Origin of the sequence: Bradyrhizobium sp. U531, assembly GCF_051710265.1 — a bacterium.
In the GTDB taxonomy this organism is placed as follows: Bacteria; Pseudomonadota; Alphaproteobacteria; order Rhizobiales; family Xanthobacteraceae; genus Bradyrhizobium.
In genome coordinates, this window is the sequence record NZ_JASVEN010000004.1 from 108189 (window position 1) to 125069 (window position 16881).

Below are 16881 nucleotides of genomic sequence, written 5' to 3' on the forward strand. Positions count from 1 at the left end.
CCGTAGTGCGCAACACGACTGGCCGCTAGGCTCCCTCACAACAAGCCATCACAGGCTGAAAATACAGGGGAGGGAGACCAATTGGCACGCAACGTCGGAATTGTCGGCGCCGGAATCGCCGGGCTGCATCTCGCGCTTTACCTGCAAAAGCATGGCGTCGACGCCACTGTCATCACCGACCGTCCGCCCGAGGATTATCGCAACATCCGGCTGCTCAACACGGTCGCGCATCACCATGTGACGCTCGCGCGCGAGGACTATCTCGGCGTCAATCACTGGACCGATCCGAAGGACCATTATTACTACCACGACCATGTCTTCAATTTTCCGCAGCCGCTGAGCTTCCGCGGCGATTTCTCGAAACCGAGCCGCGCCGTCGACTACCGGATCTATCTGCCGGCGCTGATGCAGGACTTCGCGAACCGCGGCGGCAAGATCGAGTATCGCCGCATCGAGGAGCGCGACATCCGTCCGCTGGTCGCGCGGTTCGACCTGCTCGTGGTCTCGACCGGCAAGGGGCCGCTCGGCCAGCTCTTCAACTATCGGCCGGAGCACACGCCTTATTCGCAGCCGCAACGGCGGCTCTGCGTCGGGCTCTACACCGGCGTGCGCCAGCCCGATCCCATGAACGTTACGCTCTCGGTCTCGCCGGGGCATGGCGAGATGATCGTGATCCCGACCATCACCTTCGGCGGTATCGCCAATGCGCTGCTGATGGAGAACGTGCCTGGCGGCGACATGGAGGAGCTGGCGACGCTCAGCTATGACGACAACCCGAAGCACTTCCTGAAGGTACTGCTGGGCAAGCTGGAGAAGCATCACCCGACCACCTACGACCGCATCGACACTGCGCGCTTCGATCTCGCGCAGCCGCAGGATCTCCTGCAGGGTGGCGTGGTCCCGACGGTGCGCACCACGATGGTCGAGTTCGACGACGGCAAATGCGCCATCGCGCTCGGCGACGTCCATGCCATCGTCGATCCCATGATGGGGCAGGGCGCGAACGTCGCCTCCTACGCCGCCTTCGTGCTCGGCGAGGAGATCGTCAAGGCCGACGCGCTCGATGCGCGCCTCTGCGAAAAGATCGATCTGAAGCGGCAGGATCGCGTGCTGGCGGCCTCGCGCTGGACCAACGTCATGCTGCAGCCGCCGAGCGAAGCGTTGGGCATGCTGATCGGCGCGATGAGCCAGAACCAGGCGCTGGCGAACGAGTTCACCGAGAACTTCAACTATCCCGACAGGCAATGGGACCGCATCTCCACCCCGCAGCGCATCCAGGCCTGGATCGAACGCATGTCGGCGCCGCCTGAGCCGATCAGGGCGATCGCGTGAGGTTCGATGCGGGCAGGGATTGAGTTGCCGCGCGCCAACCCGGCATCGTTCCGCGAAGCCGCCTCGCGCTTTGCGACCGGCGTCGCGGTGCTGACCGCGCTGGACGAGCACGGCCATGTCTGCGGCATGACGGCGAACAGTTTCGTCACCGTCAGCCTGTCGCCGCCGACCGTGTTGGTCTCCGTCATGCCCGGCCGGATGCACCGCGCGATCTCGGCGACGGGGCGCTATTGCGTCAACGTCCTGCCGGATCACGGCCGGGATCTCTCACGGCACTTTGCGAGCCAGCCGAACAGCGGCGCGACGCCAGACTACGACATCGTCGACGGCCTGCCGCGTCTTCAGGGGTGCATCGCCTGGTTCGCCTGCGAGGTGACGCGCCAAATCGATGTCAGCGACCACACGCTGATCATCGCCGAAGTCTCGGCGTGCGACCATCGCGACACCACGCCGCTGGTGTTCTTTTCCAGCCGGTATCATCGCGGAGCCGGGGCGCCGGTGGAGAGGTGAGCACGCTTCAAGCGTACGCGACCCAGCCGCGGAAGGTGAAGCCGGTGTAGAACAGCGTCGGGTCGGAAAAGCCGGCGCTGCGCAAGATTGCTTCATCCTGCTCCGGCGCCAGAATGCTCAATTGTCCGTCGACCGCCTTTCGGGCGGCCGCCGCCTTGTCGGGCTCGACTCCGGATGCCGCGAGATAAGCGGAATAGCGCGACAGCCAGATCGGCCGCGCATCTTCGCCAGCGGGGATGCTGAAATGAGCGGCCACGAACGGCGCGCCGGGCTTAAGCCGGCGGCGGATTTCCGCGGCGATGCGGCGGCGCTCCACGGCATCGACGAAGTGCAGCGTGAGCAGGCACGTGGCGCCGTCGAACGGTCCTTCCGGCGCATCGTCGATATAGCCGTGGTGGAGACGCGCGCGCGAGGCGAGCGGGCCGAGCGTTTTCCCGGCAAGATCCAGCATCGCCGCCGACGGGTCCACGCCATCAAGGCGCCAGCGCGGCTGCGCCTGCGCGAAGGCCTTCAATTCCAGGCCGCCGCCGGCGCCGAGAGCGAGGATCCGCGCATCGTCAGGCGCACGCTCGGCCAGGACGATCGCGGTCATCGACAGCATTGAGGTGTAGCCGGGAACGAATCGCGGCGGTCCTTCGGTGTAGTTCGCCACCATTTGCGGATCGGCGAACGCGCTTTGAATGTCAGTCATGATGTTGTCCTGCTGAATGGCGCCGGTCACGCGTGATGCGCGTCGATGCCGTGATGCTTGCGCGCGCCGAGGCGCTTGCGCAGATCGTCCGCCAGACTTGCCAGCGTCACCTCGCCGAGGCGTGCCAGCAGCAACGCTTCGGCATCATGAAAGGCCTCATCGAGTGCGGCATTGACGGCCTGTTCGACGAGACAGCCCGGCGCCTCCGTGCGGTTGCCCATCGCCAGTAGCGAGGGGCTGCCGAGCGCGGCGTAGACGTCGCGCAGCGTCACCTTCGAAAGATCGCAAGACAGCGTCCAGCCGCCGCCATGCCCCTTCTCGGAGCGCACGTAGCCGAGATCGCGCAGCCCCGCCATGATGCGGCGGATCACCACCGGGTTGGTTTCCATGGCTTTCGCCAGCGTCTCGGACGTGAACGGGCCAGGCTGTTGCGCCATGTGCAGCAGCACATGGAGCACGCCGGAGAGTCGGCTGTCGCGCTTCATGTAACTTCATATGTTACATAATGGCCCGGCGTCAATCGTTCTTTGCGTGACGCTGAACCGAGCGCACCGCAGGGGCGACGAATGCCTTGCAACAGAAAGCTCTTCCAGATGTCTTGGATAAAGCGATACATCCTCAGTTGTCTGATCGCGGTGTTCATTCTTGGCGCTCAGGATGGCTACCACAGCCCCGGCGAGCGTCACTTCGGCTCGACCCTTATCATGGGAGCGGCGTGGCCCCTGACCCTTGCCGTCGTGCTTGGCTACACGGCCGGTGAGACGGCGCGCCAGAGCAAGCAAAGTTGAAGTCGCGCGGCGCGATGCAATTCTTCCTGCGCGAGATGATGCCGTCATGCGCCTGTTTTGCCCGACGAAGCAACGGCCTTCCCGACGGATCAATCGAAGCGCTGCAATCCTAAGCCATTGATCCCGCTAGGGATGGCTACTGTGCATGGGGTTGTTTTCGACATTTTACCTTGGCCGGCCTGAACCGTCGGGGCGGCCCGCATGCCGATTTGTCGCGGTGACGGCCCGACGCGCGAGGCGCAACATTCGCTCGGGGCGACCGTATGGACTTTTCGTCCTGTCCCTCACGCGGTGCCCGCTTTCTTCCATCCATTTTCCGGAGACGCACCATGCAAGTCTACAACGTGGTGAAGTTCAGGGTGAAGCAGGGTGAGGAAGCGGCCTTCCTCGATGCGCATCGCGATGGCAAGGCGAAATGGCCCGGCCTCGAGCATGGCGTCATCATCAAGACCGGCGAGCAGACCTTCTGCCTGATCGGCACGTGGGCCAGTCAGGACGCGATGGTCGCGGCAAGGTCCGCGATGATCAAGACGCTCGACAGTTTCAGGTCGGTGCTCGAGGACCAGGGCAATGGACGCGGCGTGACCGACGCCGTGTCGGGCGAAGTGGTGCTCGACATCTAGCAGGCGCGATAGCCTGCTACTTCATCACCCGCAGGCCCTTGGTCGTGAACCGCTGGCCCTTCTCGCCCGGACGAACCGGCCGTCGTGTGCCTGCGGCCTTGCCGGTGCCGGGCGGCTGGTGTGCAGGCACGAGCTGGTGCGGCTGCGAGCCGATCAAATCGCGGCGGCCCATCTCGATCAGGGCCTCGCGCAGCACCGGCCAATTATCGGGATCGTGGTAACGCAAAAACGCCTTGTGCAGGCGGCGCTGGCGCAAGCCCTTGATGGCCTCGACCTTGTCGCTGCCGCCGTGGCGCACGCCACGCAGCGGGTTGACGCCCGTGTGGTACATCGCAGTGGCCGTCGCCATCGGCGAGGGCAGGAAGGTCTGCACTTGATCGGCGCGGTAGCGGTTCTTCTTGAGCCAGAGCGCGAGGTTCATCATGTCCTCGTCGGTCGTGCCCGGATGCGCGGCGATGAAGTAGGGGATCAGGTAGTACTTCTTGCCGGCGCGCTCGGCGGCCTCGTCGAACATGCGCTTGAACTTGTTGTAGGCGCCGATGCCCGGCTTCATCATCTTGTCGAGCGGGCCGCGCTCGGTATGTTCGGGCGCGATCTTGAGATAGCCGCCGACGTGATGGGTGACGAGCTCCTTGATGTATTCGGGGCTCTCGACCGCGAGGTCGTAGCGCACGCCGGAAGCGACCATCACCTTCTTGATGCCCTTGGTCTCGCGCACCTTGCGATAGAGCCGGATCAGATCGTCATGCGAGGTGTTGAGGTTCGGGCAGATCTCCGGGAAGACGCAGGACGGACGGCGGCACGCGGCCTCGACCTTCGGGTCCTTGCACGCCATCCGGTACATGTTGGCGGTGGGGCCCCCGATGTCGGAGATCACGCCGGTGAAGCCCGGCGTCTTGTCGCGGATCTTCTCGATCTCGCGCAGGATGGATCCCTCGGACCGGTTCTGGATGATGCGGCCTTCGTGCTCGGTGATCGAGCAGAAGGTGCAGCCGCCGAAGCAGCCGCGCATGATCGTCACCGAGAACTTGATCATGTCCCAGGCGGGAATCTTGGCCTCGCCGTAGGAGGGATGCGGCGCGCGCGCGTAAGGCAAATCGTAGACCGCATCCATCTCCTCGCTCGTGAGCGGGATCGGCGGCGGGTTGAGCCAGAGGTCGCGATCGCCGTGCCGCTGCACCAGCGGCCGCGCATTGCCGGGATTGCTCTCACGGTGCAGCACGCGCGAGGCGCGGGCGTAAGCTTCCTTGTCCTGCTCGACCTGCTCCAGCGCCGGCAGTCGGATCACGGTCTCGCCCTTCTGGCGCGTGGCGCCCTCGTCGGCGGAATCGAGATCGTCGGCGTGCAGCTCGGTGTAATCTTCGGGGACCTTGCGGAACAGTGCAACGCCGCGGATGTCGTCGAGCTCGCGCGCGGTCTCGCCGGCCGCGATGCGGTTCGCCACTTCGACGACGGCGCGCTCGGCATTGCCGTAGAGCAAGAGGTCGGCCTTGGCGTCGGCGAGCACCGAGCGGCGAACCTTGTCCGACCAGTAATCGTAATGCGCGATCCGGCGCAGCGAGGCTTCGATGCCGCCGAGGACGATCGGCACGTCCTTGAACGCCTCGCGGCAGCGCTGGGCGTAGACGACAGTGCAGCGGTCCGGCCGCTTGCCGCCCTCGGCGCCGGCCGTGTAGGCGTCGTCGCTGCGGATGCGGCGGTCCGCGGTGTAGCGGTTCACCATGGAATCCATGTTGCCGCCGGTGACGCCGAAAAACACTTTGGGCTTGCCCAGCGCCTTGAACGGCTCGGCCGAGTGCCAGTCGGGCTGCGAGATGATGCCGACGCGAAATCCCTGCGCCTCCAGCAGCCGGCCGATGATCGCCATGCCGAAGCTGGGATGGTCGACATAGGCATCCCCGGTCACCAGCACGATGTCGCAGGCGTCCCAGCCGAGCGCGTCCATCTCGGCGCGGCTCATCGGGAGGAACGGTGCCGGTTTGCGCGGGCGTGCCTGGGCCATCAGGGGCTTGGCTGCGGCGATGATCTGGATGTTCATGGGGAAGGGATAAGACCCCGGGCCCCCGAATTCAACCGACGGGCGCGTGAAAGATCGCAGGTTCCGTCCTCATTTGGGCGCGTTAACCCTTCGCCAGCGCCTTTCTGACCTCGGCCGTGGTGGCCGGCTCGCCCCCATGCGCGCGGACCATCCGCACGGCGTCCTCGACGAGGCCGATATTGGTGGCCGTCGACCCCAGCAGCGCATCCTCGAGCCCGACGCGGATATGGCCGCCGCGGGCCACGGCCTCGCCGATCAGCGGCGTGATGTCGACGCCGAGACCGGAGACCATCCAGGGCGCACCCGGTGCTTCCTCTTCCGTCAGCGTGACCAGCGCGGCGAGGCCATACGGCTTCGGCGGAAAGCAGAACGCGAATTGCTGCGAGAACATGAAGCGGTAGACCGGCGACTTCACGCCGCTCGCGCGCGCCAGCGCCGCGCCGGCACGGGCGAAGCCGGGCTCGTAGATGGCGAAGGCGGGATGGATGCCGTGGCGTCTGGCGACATCGAGGCCGTGGCGGATATGGGTCTCCGGATTGAGATAGGTCTCGGCCGGCTTGGCCTGCGCTGTCGTTGCGGTCAGCGTGAAATTGACGCTGCCGGGATCGACCACCGCGAATTCCAGCAGGCCGCGCTCGGCAAGCGCCTCGATATGGGCAAAGCGCGCCTTGGGGTCGGCGACATTGCCGCGCGCATCGAGGCCGGGAATGGAGGGATAGACGGGTACGTCGACCTTGGCGCGAATGCCCTCGATGATCCGCGCATAGACCTGCCAATCAAAAGTCTGCGGCCCGCCGCCGTCATAGGCATGGGTGTGAATGATTGCGGCGCCAGCCTTCGCGCAGGCGATGCCCTCGGTGACGATCGCATCGACGGTGTCGGGGATGCCGGGCTGCAGCGCGCGGCTCCAGGGTCCGTTCAACGCCGCCTCGATCCAGACCTTGTGCATGCTGCGCCTCCTTCATCCGCCCGAACGGACGGAGCTTGTTTTGCGCGACCGTATCATGGCCAGCCGCGCGAGGTCAGCGCCATCGGGTGTGTGACGCCGTCCACATACCGACCGGTCGCATCCCGCCATGCTCCCCCCAGTCCTGAAGGAGAGCCCCATGTTTCTGATCGATGCGCTGCTGATCCTGGCGATGTTGTTCTTCCTGTTCCTGCCGATCACCGATCGCCGCACGGTGCGGATGAGGCTCTGCATGCTGTGCGCGCTGCTGGCGGTGTTCTCGGTGTCGATCACCCGCACCCCCATCGTGCCGGTGCTGCTCGCGAGCGTCTCCGCGCCTCCCGGCATGGCGCGCGTGCCGCATATGCATCTCGCCGAGCCCTCGTCGGGGTTCTCACCGCGGCCGACATCGGATATCCGATTGATCCATGGGCAAGGACACGGGCAAGGAAACCTCTGACCAATTGGTGACTGGCGCGGCGTCGGCCAGTGATGCCTGGCTCGGCGCGGTTGCGCTGATCGGCTTCATCCTGGTCGCGACCGCGCAAGCCTCCAACCAGATTCTGGCGCGCGGCCTTGCCGGCTCCGTTCCGCCCTTCTCGCTCGCCTTCTTCCGCTGGGGCATCGTCGCAATCGGGCTCGCGCCGATCGCGCTTCGGGAGATCCGCGACGGCCGCGTGCCGCTGGCTGGAAACATCTGGCCGATCCTCGCCGCCGGCTTCATGGGCATGTTCCTGTGCGGCGGCCCGGTCTATGCCGCGGGCGTCTCGACGACGGCGATCCACATCGCGCTGATCATGGCGCTGTCGCCGATCACGGTGCTGCTGATCTCGGCCCTGCGCGGCATCGAGCATGTCGGTCCGCTGCAATGGCTCGGCACCGCGCTGGCACTCGCAGGGGCGCTGCTCATCATCTCCGGCGGCCATCCGCGGACGCTGATCGAGCTTCAGACCGTGGCGGGCGATGGCCTCGTCGTGATCGCGATGCTCGGCTGGTCCGGCTACACGCTGCTGCAATCGCGGGCCGCGCCGCAGGCTTCGCTGCTCGCGCGCATCAGCCTGTTCTCGGGCGCCGGCGCGCTGTTCTCGCTACCGCTCGCGGTGATGGAGATGTGGGCGACGCCGGCGCAGGTGTTCAGCACCAAGGCGCTGTCGGCCTATGTGTTCGCCGGGATCGTTCCGGGTCTGCTCGCCTATGCGGGCTTTGCCTGGCTCGGCGGCAAGTTCGGCTCGGTGCGGACATCGCTGGTGCTCTATCTCGGGCCGATCGCGAGCGCGCTGCTGTCATTCGCGATCCTCGGCGAGCCGCCGAAGCTGATCCACCTTTTCGGCGGGTTGCTGATCCTGGGCGGGGTCTGGGCCAGCTTGCGCCGCTAGTTCCGCCTCCTTGAGTCAGGATCAGCACACAGGAACCTTCCGTCCTTGCGAACATTCTGGTTGAGGGTTCGACGCGGGCCCGGGTTGCGCGCGCCTTGGTCATTTCGGCGGTCGTGACGTCGCCTCTGGCGGTGGGGAAGTTGTGAGTACGGTCATAGAGAACTTGCTGTTGCGAAAGCAGAAGTTGGTGGAGCAGCTCCAAAAGGCACCATCGGGCGAGGATCGCGACAAGCTCGAGCACCAGCTCGAGCAGATCAACACCGCATTGGATTTCCTGGACAGGCCGGGCTCCAGGAGCGCGAAATAGCCGCGCTCAATCGCCCTGGAGTGCCGCCACTTTCAACGCCTTGGCGTAGACCACGCCCGAATTGGTGATGTGTGTCGTCATCAATTCCTCGAAGGCGGCGAACTCGCCGCGCGCGAACAAATCGAGCAGCTTGCGGTGCTCGTCGAACGAGGTGCGGGTGCGGACGTCGATCGGCGAGGTCAGATTGGTGCGGAGCGCGGCGACGCGGCCGGACACCAGCTGATAGGATTCGGCGAGATAGCGGTTGCCGCAATGGACGAACAGCGCCTCGTGAAAGGCGGCGTCGGCGCGGCCATAGGCGATGTTGTCCCGGGCTGCGATCGCCGGCTCCATGGCGGCGATCGCCTCGTTCATCGTGGCGACCGCACTGTTGCGATCGTGGCGAAAGGCGAGCTCGGCCGCCCTGGGCTCGAGTGCGATCCGGAAGGTGCAGAGCGCATTGATGTCTTCCGCGCTCGGCGTGAAGACGAAACTGCCGACCTGCGGGCGGATCGCCACGAGGCCCTGCGCCTGCAGCTGGCCCATCGCCTCCCGCACCGGCGTGCGGCTGACGCCGAAGGAATTCGCCACCATCTCCTCGGAGATGGCGGCGCCCAGCGCGAACTCGCCCTCGATGATCGCCTGCCGCAGCCGCTGCATCACGCGCTGCGACAGCGATTTCGGCGTATCGAGCTTGAGCGATCGCATGCGCGCTCTCAGACGACCTTGCCGGGGTTGAGCAGGTGGTCGGGATCGAGTGCGGCCTTCAGCGTCCGCATCAGCGCGATCTCGGCTTCGCTCCTGGCGTGGCCCAGCCATTTCTTCTTCAGGGTGCCGATGCCGTGCTCGGCGGAGACGCTGCCGCCGAGCACGCGCACGAGGCCATAGATGATCGTGTCCATCTCTTCCTTCGGCTGCTGCTCGACGGGGAGGCCGGTAACCCAGGAGACGAGGTGGAGATTGCCGTCGCCGATATGGCCGTAATAGACGCTCTCGCAGCCCTTGATGCCGTCAGCGAGTGCCGCTTTGCAGCGCGTGACGAATTCGTCCATCCGCGCCACCGCAAGGCCGATGTCGTAGGAGATGTGCGGGCCCAGCACCTGGCCGAACTCGGCGCAGATGTCGCGCACGCGCCAGAAGCCTTGCGTCTGCGCCAGCGATTGCGCCACGGCGGCGTCCGCCAGCAGCCCGCGCTCCATCAGCTCTTCGAGCCATGCCTGGAAGCGCGGCGCGTCCACGCTCTCGTCGGTGCCCTGCGCCTCGACCAGCACGTAAAGGCCATGGCCCGCGGCGACCGGCGGCTTCACCCCGGCGCGGGTCGTGATCACGTCCCAATAGTCCGGCCACATCACCTCGAAGGCCGACAGCAGCGGGCCGAGCCCGTTTCGCGCCGCGCCGAGCAGCGCGATCACCGCGGCGTAGTCGTTCAGCGCGCAGAGCGCAGCCATGGTCGACCGCGGCTTCGGGAACAGCTTCAGCACCACGCGGGTGATGATGCCGAGGGTGCCCTCGGAGCCGATGAAGAGGTGCTTGAGGTCGTAGCCGGCATTGTTCTTCATCAGCTTGTTGAGGCTGGTGATGATGGTGCCGTCGGGCAGCACCACTTCGAGACCGAGCACCAGCTCGCGCGTCATGCCGTAGCGGATCACGCGATTGCCGCCGGCATTGGTGGAGAGATTGCCGCCGATCGCGCAGGAGCCGCGCGAGCCGAGGTCGAGCGGAAAGAAGAAGCCGGCTTCGTCGGCCGCCTTCTGGATCGTCTCCAGAGGCGTGCCGGCTTTCACCGTCATCGTCATCGACGCGGAATCGATTTCTTCGATGCCGGTCATGCGCTCCAGTGAGATCGCGACCCAGCCGGCTTCGGGCGAGGCGCCGCGGCACAGGCCGGTCAGTCCGCCCTGCGGCACGAACGGCAGCTTCGCCTGCCGGCAGGTCGCAATCGCATCGGCCGCGCCTTGCGCGTCCACGGGGCGGATCACCGCGAGCGGCGTCTGCGGCAGGCTCGCGCTCCAGTCGTTGCAATTGCGCGCGGGCACATCGGTGCCGATCAACACGGCTGCCGCGCCGAGCTTGTCTCGGAGCGCGCCGAGCATCTGGTCGGGTCGCCCGACGGGGGTCACCATGTTCATGCGAGACCTCCTCAAAATATGGCTGCGCCCATGCGCGCCGTGCCGCCGGAAAGCGTTTGCGTGCCTCTTGTATGTAAGGTACAAGAGAAAAAGTAAAGCAAAAACAAGCCCCGCCAATGCCTCGGAAGAGCTTTGGAGATCAGAGGCTTAGTTCGGGATCGAAGCAAAGGGTGACGAGATGACGGAGGCAATTCGCGGGTTCTGGGTGGCGTCGGCGACGCCGCTGGCGGCGGACGGCAGCGTGGACTCCGCAAAGCTCGCGGCGCATGCCAGAGGGCTGTTCGGCAAGGGTGTCGATGGCGTCGTGCTGTTCGGTACCACCGGCGAGGGCACCTCGTTCAATGTCGGCGAACGCCTCGCGACCATCGAAGCCGTGCTCAAGGCGGGCGTTGCTCCGGAACGCATCGGCATCGGCGGCGGCTTTCCCGCCATCACCGACAGCATCGCGCTGACGCGCGCCGCGCTCGGCCTCGGCCTGCGCCACGTGCTGGTGCTGCCGCCCTATTTCGACCGCGGCGTCTCGCCCGAGGGCATCGAGGATGCGTTTGCCGCGATCATCGACGGCGTCGCCGACGACCGCCTGCGCACTTATCTCTATCACATCCCGCAAATGTCGGGCGTTGCGATCCCGACCAGCGTCGCTGCGAACCTGCGCAAGCGTTACGGCAAGGTGGTCGCCGGCCTGAAGGACTCCAGCGGCGACTTCAAGCAGTTCCAGGCGTTCCGCGCGGCCGCTCCCGAACTCGCCATCACCGTCGGCAATGAAGCCGATATCACCCGCGCGATCGCGGCGGGCGGTGCCGGCACTATCTGCGGCATGGCCAATGCCGTGCCCGAGCTGGTCAAGGGCATGGTCGACGGCAAGAATGTCGAGGCGCGCATGCAGGCGGCGATCGACATCGTGCTGAAGACGCCGTCCTTCACCGCGACGCTGAAGGCCATTCTGGCGGCACAGACCGGCGACGCCGCCTGGCAGCGCGTGCGCCCGCCGCTCCGCGCCTCGTCCGACGGCGCCGTGCTCAAGCGCAAGCTCGACGAATTGACGACGCCCGCCGTCGCGTGAGATCGCGAGAACGTTGCGACACGTTGCCGCGAATTCGCGCGGAGCGTGTCGCGCGCAGCGCGACGGCAATTCACGATTGCTGTTGCTGGCCGATCTCGCGCTAGAACGATTCTACACTAGAGCGATTCAAGCTCGACGACGGTTCTCCTCGGTTTCGACGGCTGTTACACGCGCACACTTCAATGTTCGTGACTTGAAGTGGATTGAAAGTGCGTGCCTCCGTGGATGGCCTGCGTAACGGCAGCCGTCGTCATCGTGCCGGCGAGAGCCGTGCAGGTCTTCTCATCGGTGCAGTCGTGCTGCTCGCCGAATTTCCATCCCTCACGACGAGCGCACAGGCGCAGTCGGCTCTGCCGCCCGTCACCGTGGAAGCCCCGGCGCAGCGGCCGAGGCCGGCGCGCGCGTCGGAGCAGCCGTCACGCCGGACGCAGGCCGTTCCGCGCCGCCAATCCGCCGGCAATCCTGCGCCCGCACCGCCGACGCTTTCGGAGCGCGCGGCCGCGGAGGCCGCCGCGCAACAGGCGGCAAAGCTCGGCTACCGCGCGATGCCGAGCGCGACCACGCTGCGCAGCGGCGCCTCGCCGCTCGACACGTCGCAGGCCGTCAACGTCGTGCCCGAGCAGGTGCTGAAGGACCAGCTTCCACGCAACATCGACGACGCGCTCATCAACATCTCCGGCATCACCCAGACCAACACGCTCGCCGGTAGCCAGGACGCGGTGATCCGCCGCGGCTTCGGCGACAATCGCGACGGCTCGATCATGCGCAACGGCATGCCCTTGGTGCAGGGGCGCAGCTTCAATGCGGCGGTCGAAAGCGTCGAGGTGCTGAAGGGGCCGGCGTCGCTGCTCTACGGCATCATGGATCCCGGCGGCATCGTCAACACCATCAGCAAGCGGCCGGAACTCTACCAGCACGGCTCGGTCACGCTGCTCGGTTCGGCCTTCAGCGCCTCCAAGACCGGCGCCGACGGTCTGCTCGACGTCACCGGCCCGATCGGCGACCAGGGACTTGCCTATCGCTTCATCGGCTACGGCGTCAGCGAGGACTATTGGCGCAATTTCGGCCGTCATCGCGAGATGCTGGTCGCGCCGTCGCTGGCCTGGTACGGCCAGGACACCACGGTCCAGCTCAACTACGAGCATCGCGAGTTCATCTATCCCTTCGATCGCGGCACGGCCTTCAACCCGGTGACCAAGGCGCCGCTCGCGGTGCCCGCCACGCGCCGGCTCGACGAACCCTTCAACAACACATGGGGCACTTCCGACCTGGTCCAGGCCTCGGTCGAGCATCGCTTCAACCAGGACTGGAAGCTCTACGCCGGCTACAGCTACAACACCGAAACCTTCAGCGCCAACCAGCTCCGCGTCACCGGCATCAACTTCACCACCGGCGCCGAGACGCGCAGCAACGACGGAACGGGCAGCTCGCTCAGCAACGTCAGCTACGGGACGTCCTATATTTCCGGAGCGTTCTGGCTCGGCGACTTGCGTAACGAGGTGGTGTTCGGTGGCGACGGTCAATATCGCACGATCTATCGCGACACACTGATCCGGCAGACGACGCCCGCCTTCAACGTCTACAATCCCGTCTATGGGCTGATCGGACCCGGGACGACGGCGTCGAACACCGACAGCGCCCAGACCGACAAGCTCGGCCAATGGTCGCTGTTTGCCCAGGACACGCTGCATCTCACCGAACGGCTCGCGCTGGTCGGCGGCGTACGTTACATGGACTATGATCAGATCGCGGGTCGTGGAAAGCCGTTCAACACCAATACCAACGTATCCCAGGACAAGGTGCTTCCGCTCGGCGGCGCCATCTTCAAGCTCACGGACCAGATCTCGCTCTATGCAAGCTACACCCAATCGCTGAAGCCGAATTCGACGATTGCGCCGATCGGCGTGGTGATCGATTCCAACGTCGCGCCCGAGGAAGGCGTGTCGTACGAGACCGGCGTGAAGTTCGATCTGAACAAGCGCATCTCCGGCACGCTGGCGCTCTACGATCTCGACAAGAAGAACGTGCAGACGACGAAGACGAACAGCGTGGGCGACGTGGAACTCCACACCGTCGGCCGCGCCCATTCGCGCGGCGTTGAGCTGGACGTCACCGGCCGGCTCACCGACAGCTGGGCCCTGATCGGCAGCTATGGCTATACGGATGCGCGCGTGACCGCGTCCGAGGATCTGACGTTGCTCGGCAAGAAGCTGCAGAACGTCGCCATGAACACCGCATCGCTCTATCTGGTCTACGATTTCGGCACCGCCTTGCCCGGCCAGCTCCGCGTCGGCGGCGGCGCGCGCTATGTCGGCGATCGTCCCGGCGATTCCATCAACACCTTCTTCCTGCCGTCCTATGTGGTCGCCGATATCTTCGCGACCTATGAGACCAAGCACCAGAACACGCCGGTGATCTACCAGTTCAACGTCAAGAACCTGTTCGACACCGTCTACTACCCCTCCGCCGTCAACAATCTCAACGTCGCCATCGGCGATGCCAGGCGCGTCTCGCTGTCGGCGACGGTGAAGTTCTAGCCATGGCAGCCCGGCTCGGACACACGATCAAGGCGGCCCTGTTCCAGGTCCATTCCATCGCGGGCCTGGTGCTGGCGCTGCTGGTGTCCCTGATCGCGCTGACCGGCGCGACCATGAGCTTCGAGGACGAGATCGTCGATCATCTCAATGCCGGCATCATGCATGTCGCGCCGCGACAGGCGCCGGTGCTGATGCCCGATGAGCTGGTTGCGCGGCTGAAGGCGGCGCAGGATCTCGGCAAGGTCGCCGCGGTCACGCTGTCGAGCGACCCGTCGGCGGCGGTTCATGTCCGCTTCGGCCGCGACGAGCAGGGTGGACGGCCGGCCTCGCTCTATGTCGATCCCTATGACGCGCGCGTGCTCGGCTCGCCGCGCGGCGAGGCGTTCTTCGCGACCGTGCGCCAATTGCATCGCTGGCTGCTCATTCCTGGCGACGGCAAGGGTTGGGGACGTCCGATCACCGGCAGCATCGCGATCGGCCTCGTCGTCATGCTGGTGTCGGGCCTCGTGCTGCGCTGGCCGCGTCGTGCAGGGAGCGTGAAGATGTGGCTGAAGCCGAATTTCGGGCTCGGCGGCCGCGGCCTGCACCGGTCGCTGCACACCGTGATCGGCACCTGGGTGCTTCCGGTGTATCTGACGATGGCGCTCACCGGACTGTATTTCTCCTTCGAATGGTACAAGGACGGCGTGACCTGGCTGCTGGCGCGTCCGCACGTCGCCGCAGCGAAGATGCCCGCAAAGCCGCCGCGGCCGGACGTCCGCACCGAGCCTGTCGCAATCGGGTTCGATCGAGCCTGGGCGACGTTCCAGCGCGAGGAGGGCGAACGCTTTTCCCGGGCCTTGCTGACGCTTCCTGCCGGGCCGGGCACGGCGATCCGCATCCGCTCGTGGGGCAAGACCTCGTTGCTCGAAACCACGCGCGACGAATTCCGCATCGATGCCGTCACCGGCCAGCTGCGGTCCGCGGAGCGCTATGCCGCCAAGACCTTCGGCGAGACAATCATCGCGGCGATCTACGACATCCATCGCGGCGAGATCCTGGGCTGGCCGGGCAAGCTCGCCTTCATGATCGCCGCGATCCTGATGCCGTTGTTCTCGGTCACCGGCATCCTGCTTTATCTGTCGCGCCGCAGGCTGCGCCGTCCGGCGCAGCCACCGCTCGGGCGGCTCGTTGCAGGCGAGTGAGCCGACAAGGCTAGCCAACGCGGCTCTAATCGTTCAAAAGCCCCTGGCTTGTCCTCGCCAGGATTGATGCCATGAAGACCGTCAGCCCCGCCGACATCCGCCGCGCCCTGCTGTTGCGCGAAGAGATCGCGCTGCTCGATCTCAGATATGAGGCCGGCTTTGCCACGGGCCATCCGCTGTTCGCCGCCAACATGGCCGCCGACCGGATCGAGATCGAGGCCGAGACGCGGCTGCCGCGCAAGGACGTGCCGATCGTGCTCTATGATGACGGCGCAGGGCTGGTCGCGCGTGGCGCCGAGCGTCTCGCCGCGCTCGGCTACACCAATGTCAGCGCGCTAGAGGGCGGACTGAAGGCATGGCGTGCGGCGGGCTATGAGGTCTTCGAGGACGTCAATTCCTATTCGAAAGCGTTCGGCGAGCTGGTCGAGTCGCGCAGGCACACGCCCTCTTTCAGCGCCGACGAGGTGGCCAAGCTGATCGCCGACAAGGCTGACATCGCCATCCTCGACGTTCGCCGCTTCGATGAATACGCGACCATGAACATTCCGGGCTCGGTCAGTGTGCCTGGCGCGGAGCTGGTGCTGCGGGCCGGGCAGGCGGCGCCAAATCCCGACACTACCATCATCGTCAACTGCGCCGGCCGCACCCGCTCGATCATCGGCACGCAGTCGCTGATCAATGCCGGCGTGCCCAACAAGGTGCGCGCGCTGCGCAACGGCACCATCGGCTGGACGCTGGCGCGGCACACGCTCAACCACGGAGCCGACCGGCGCGGCGCGGTCGGCTCGTTCGAGGGTGGTCCTGCCAATGCGCGCGACGTCGCCTATCGTGCCGGCGTTCGCCACATCGGCGCGCGCGAGATGACTTCGCTGCTCGCGCAAACAGATCGCACGCTCTACCGCTTCGACGTGCGCGACGGCGAGGAATATGCAGCCGGTCATCTTCCGGGCTTCCGGCACTATCCGGGCGGCCAGCTCGTGCAGGAGACCGACATGGCCGCGCCCGTGCGCGGTGCGCGCATCGTTCTGAGCGACGACAGGAGCGTTCGCGCCGACATGACGGCGTCGTGGCTCGCGCAGATGGGCTGGGAGGTCTATGTGCTCGAAGGCGGCTATGACGGCGCGCGCGAGATCGGCCCGCCCCGTGTGCTGCCGAAGTCCGATCCGGCCCACCGCTACCGCCGGCCCTATGAAGGTACCGATGTCGCGGAGCAGGCGATGCAGGCCTATCTCGATTGGGAATACGGCCTCGTCGAGCAGCTTCGCCGCGACGGTACGCACGGGTTTTATGTGATTTAATTCTGTTATCCGTCACCCTGAGGTGGCCGCTCCTTAGCGGCCCTCGAAGGGCGACGGCCCGGCTGCCGGCGGCATTGGGG

The 16881-nt window shown here is 66.0% G+C and carries 15 protein-coding genes; 9 read left to right on the forward strand and 6 right to left on the reverse strand.

Annotated features, from left to right (window positions below; genetic code table 11):
- Positions 1 to 81 precede the first annotated feature (81 nt).
- Positions 82 to 1332: a styrene monooxygenase subunit StyA gene (styA, locus tag QRQ56_RS20030; RefSeq protein WP_438742522.1), complete on the forward strand. Its 1251-nt coding sequence runs from the start codon at positions 82 to 84 to the stop codon at positions 1330 to 1332.
- Positions 1333 to 1338: 6 nt separating this feature from the next.
- Positions 1339 to 1842, forward strand: coding sequence for a styrene monooxygenase NADH-dependent flavin reductase subunit StyB (styB, locus tag QRQ56_RS20035; protein ID WP_438742523.1), 504 nt, complete (start codon positions 1339 to 1341; stop codon positions 1840 to 1842).
- Positions 1843 to 1849: 7 nt separating this feature from the next.
- Here styB and QRQ56_RS20040 read toward each other — a convergent pair whose 3' ends face one another.
- On the reverse strand, positions 1850 to 2533 hold the full coding sequence (locus QRQ56_RS20040) for a methyltransferase domain-containing protein (protein ID WP_438743011.1): 684 nt from the start codon (positions 2531 to 2533) through the stop codon (positions 1850 to 1852).
- Positions 2534 to 2559: 26 nt separating this feature from the next.
- Positions 2560 to 3018, reverse strand: a complete 459-nt coding sequence (locus tag QRQ56_RS20045; RefSeq protein ID WP_438742524.1) for an Rrf2 family transcriptional regulator — start codon at positions 3016 to 3018, stop codon at positions 2560 to 2562.
- Positions 3019 to 3650: 632 nt separating this feature from the next.
- Between QRQ56_RS20045 and QRQ56_RS20050 the strand changes: the two genes are divergently transcribed.
- Positions 3651 to 3944: a DUF718 domain-containing protein gene (locus QRQ56_RS20050; RefSeq protein ID WP_438742525.1), complete on the forward strand. Its 294-nt coding sequence runs from the start codon at positions 3651 to 3653 to the stop codon at positions 3942 to 3944.
- Between the two features lie 16 nt (positions 3945 to 3960).
- On the opposite strand, the gene QRQ56_RS20055 is transcribed toward QRQ56_RS20050, so the two are convergent.
- On the reverse strand, positions 3961 to 5982 hold the full coding sequence (locus QRQ56_RS20055; RefSeq protein WP_438742526.1) for a YgiQ family radical SAM protein: 2022 nt from the start codon (positions 5980 to 5982) through the stop codon (positions 3961 to 3963).
- Positions 5983 to 6064: 82 nt separating this feature from the next.
- Positions 6065 to 6931: a 3-keto-5-aminohexanoate cleavage protein gene (locus tag QRQ56_RS20060; protein ID WP_438742527.1), complete on the reverse strand. Its 867-nt coding sequence runs from the start codon at positions 6929 to 6931 to the stop codon at positions 6065 to 6067.
- Between the two features lie 157 nt (positions 6932 to 7088).
- Here QRQ56_RS20060 and QRQ56_RS20065 point away from each other — a divergent pair, with 157 nt between their 5' ends.
- Both QRQ56_RS20065 and QRQ56_RS20070 read left to right on the forward strand, forming a co-directional pair.
- Positions 7089 to 7388 carry a hypothetical protein gene (locus tag QRQ56_RS20065; RefSeq protein ID WP_438742528.1) on the forward strand — a complete coding sequence of 100 codons (300 nt, stop codon included), beginning with the start codon at positions 7089 to 7091 and terminating at the stop codon, positions 7386 to 7388.
- A complete protein-coding gene (locus QRQ56_RS20070; RefSeq protein ID WP_438742529.1) occupies positions 7357 to 8304 on the forward strand; it encodes a DMT family transporter in 948 nt (315 codons plus the stop codon). The genes QRQ56_RS20065 and QRQ56_RS20070 overlap by 32 nt, the downstream gene beginning before the upstream one ends.
- A gap of 313 nt (positions 8305 to 8617) precedes the next feature.
- Here the strand turns inward: QRQ56_RS20070 and QRQ56_RS20075 are convergent, their stop codons facing one another.
- On the reverse strand, positions 8618 to 9298 hold the full coding sequence (locus QRQ56_RS20075) for a GntR family transcriptional regulator (protein ID WP_438742530.1): 681 nt from the start codon (positions 9296 to 9298) through the stop codon (positions 8618 to 8620).
- A gap of 8 nt (positions 9299 to 9306) precedes the next feature.
- Positions 9307 to 10719 carry an FAD-binding oxidoreductase gene (locus QRQ56_RS20080; protein ID WP_438742531.1) on the reverse strand — a complete coding sequence of 471 codons (1413 nt, stop codon included), beginning with the start codon at positions 10717 to 10719 and terminating at the stop codon, positions 9307 to 9309.
- A gap of 178 nt (positions 10720 to 10897) precedes the next feature.
- Between QRQ56_RS20080 and QRQ56_RS20085 the strand changes: the two genes are divergently transcribed.
- The 4 genes from QRQ56_RS20085 (at position 10898) to QRQ56_RS20100 (ending at position 16801) form a co-directional block, all read left to right on the forward strand.
- Positions 10898 to 11782 carry a dihydrodipicolinate synthase family protein gene (locus QRQ56_RS20085; protein WP_438742532.1) on the forward strand — a complete coding sequence of 295 codons (885 nt, stop codon included), beginning with the start codon at positions 10898 to 10900 and terminating at the stop codon, positions 11780 to 11782.
- 203 nt (positions 11783 to 11985) lie between these two features.
- On the forward strand, positions 11986 to 14319 hold the full coding sequence (locus QRQ56_RS20090) for a TonB-dependent siderophore receptor (RefSeq protein WP_438742533.1): 2334 nt from the start codon (positions 11986 to 11988) through the stop codon (positions 14317 to 14319).
- A 2-nt stretch (positions 14320 to 14321) separates the two neighbouring features.
- On the forward strand, positions 14322 to 15503 hold the full coding sequence (locus tag QRQ56_RS20095; RefSeq protein ID WP_438742534.1) for a PepSY-associated TM helix domain-containing protein: 1182 nt from the start codon (positions 14322 to 14324) through the stop codon (positions 15501 to 15503).
- Positions 15504 to 15574: 71 nt separating this feature from the next.
- On the forward strand, positions 15575 to 16801 hold the full coding sequence (locus tag QRQ56_RS20100) for a rhodanese-like domain-containing protein (protein WP_438742535.1): 1227 nt from the start codon (positions 15575 to 15577) through the stop codon (positions 16799 to 16801).
- The last annotated feature ends 80 nt before the right edge of the window (positions 16802 to 16881 follow it).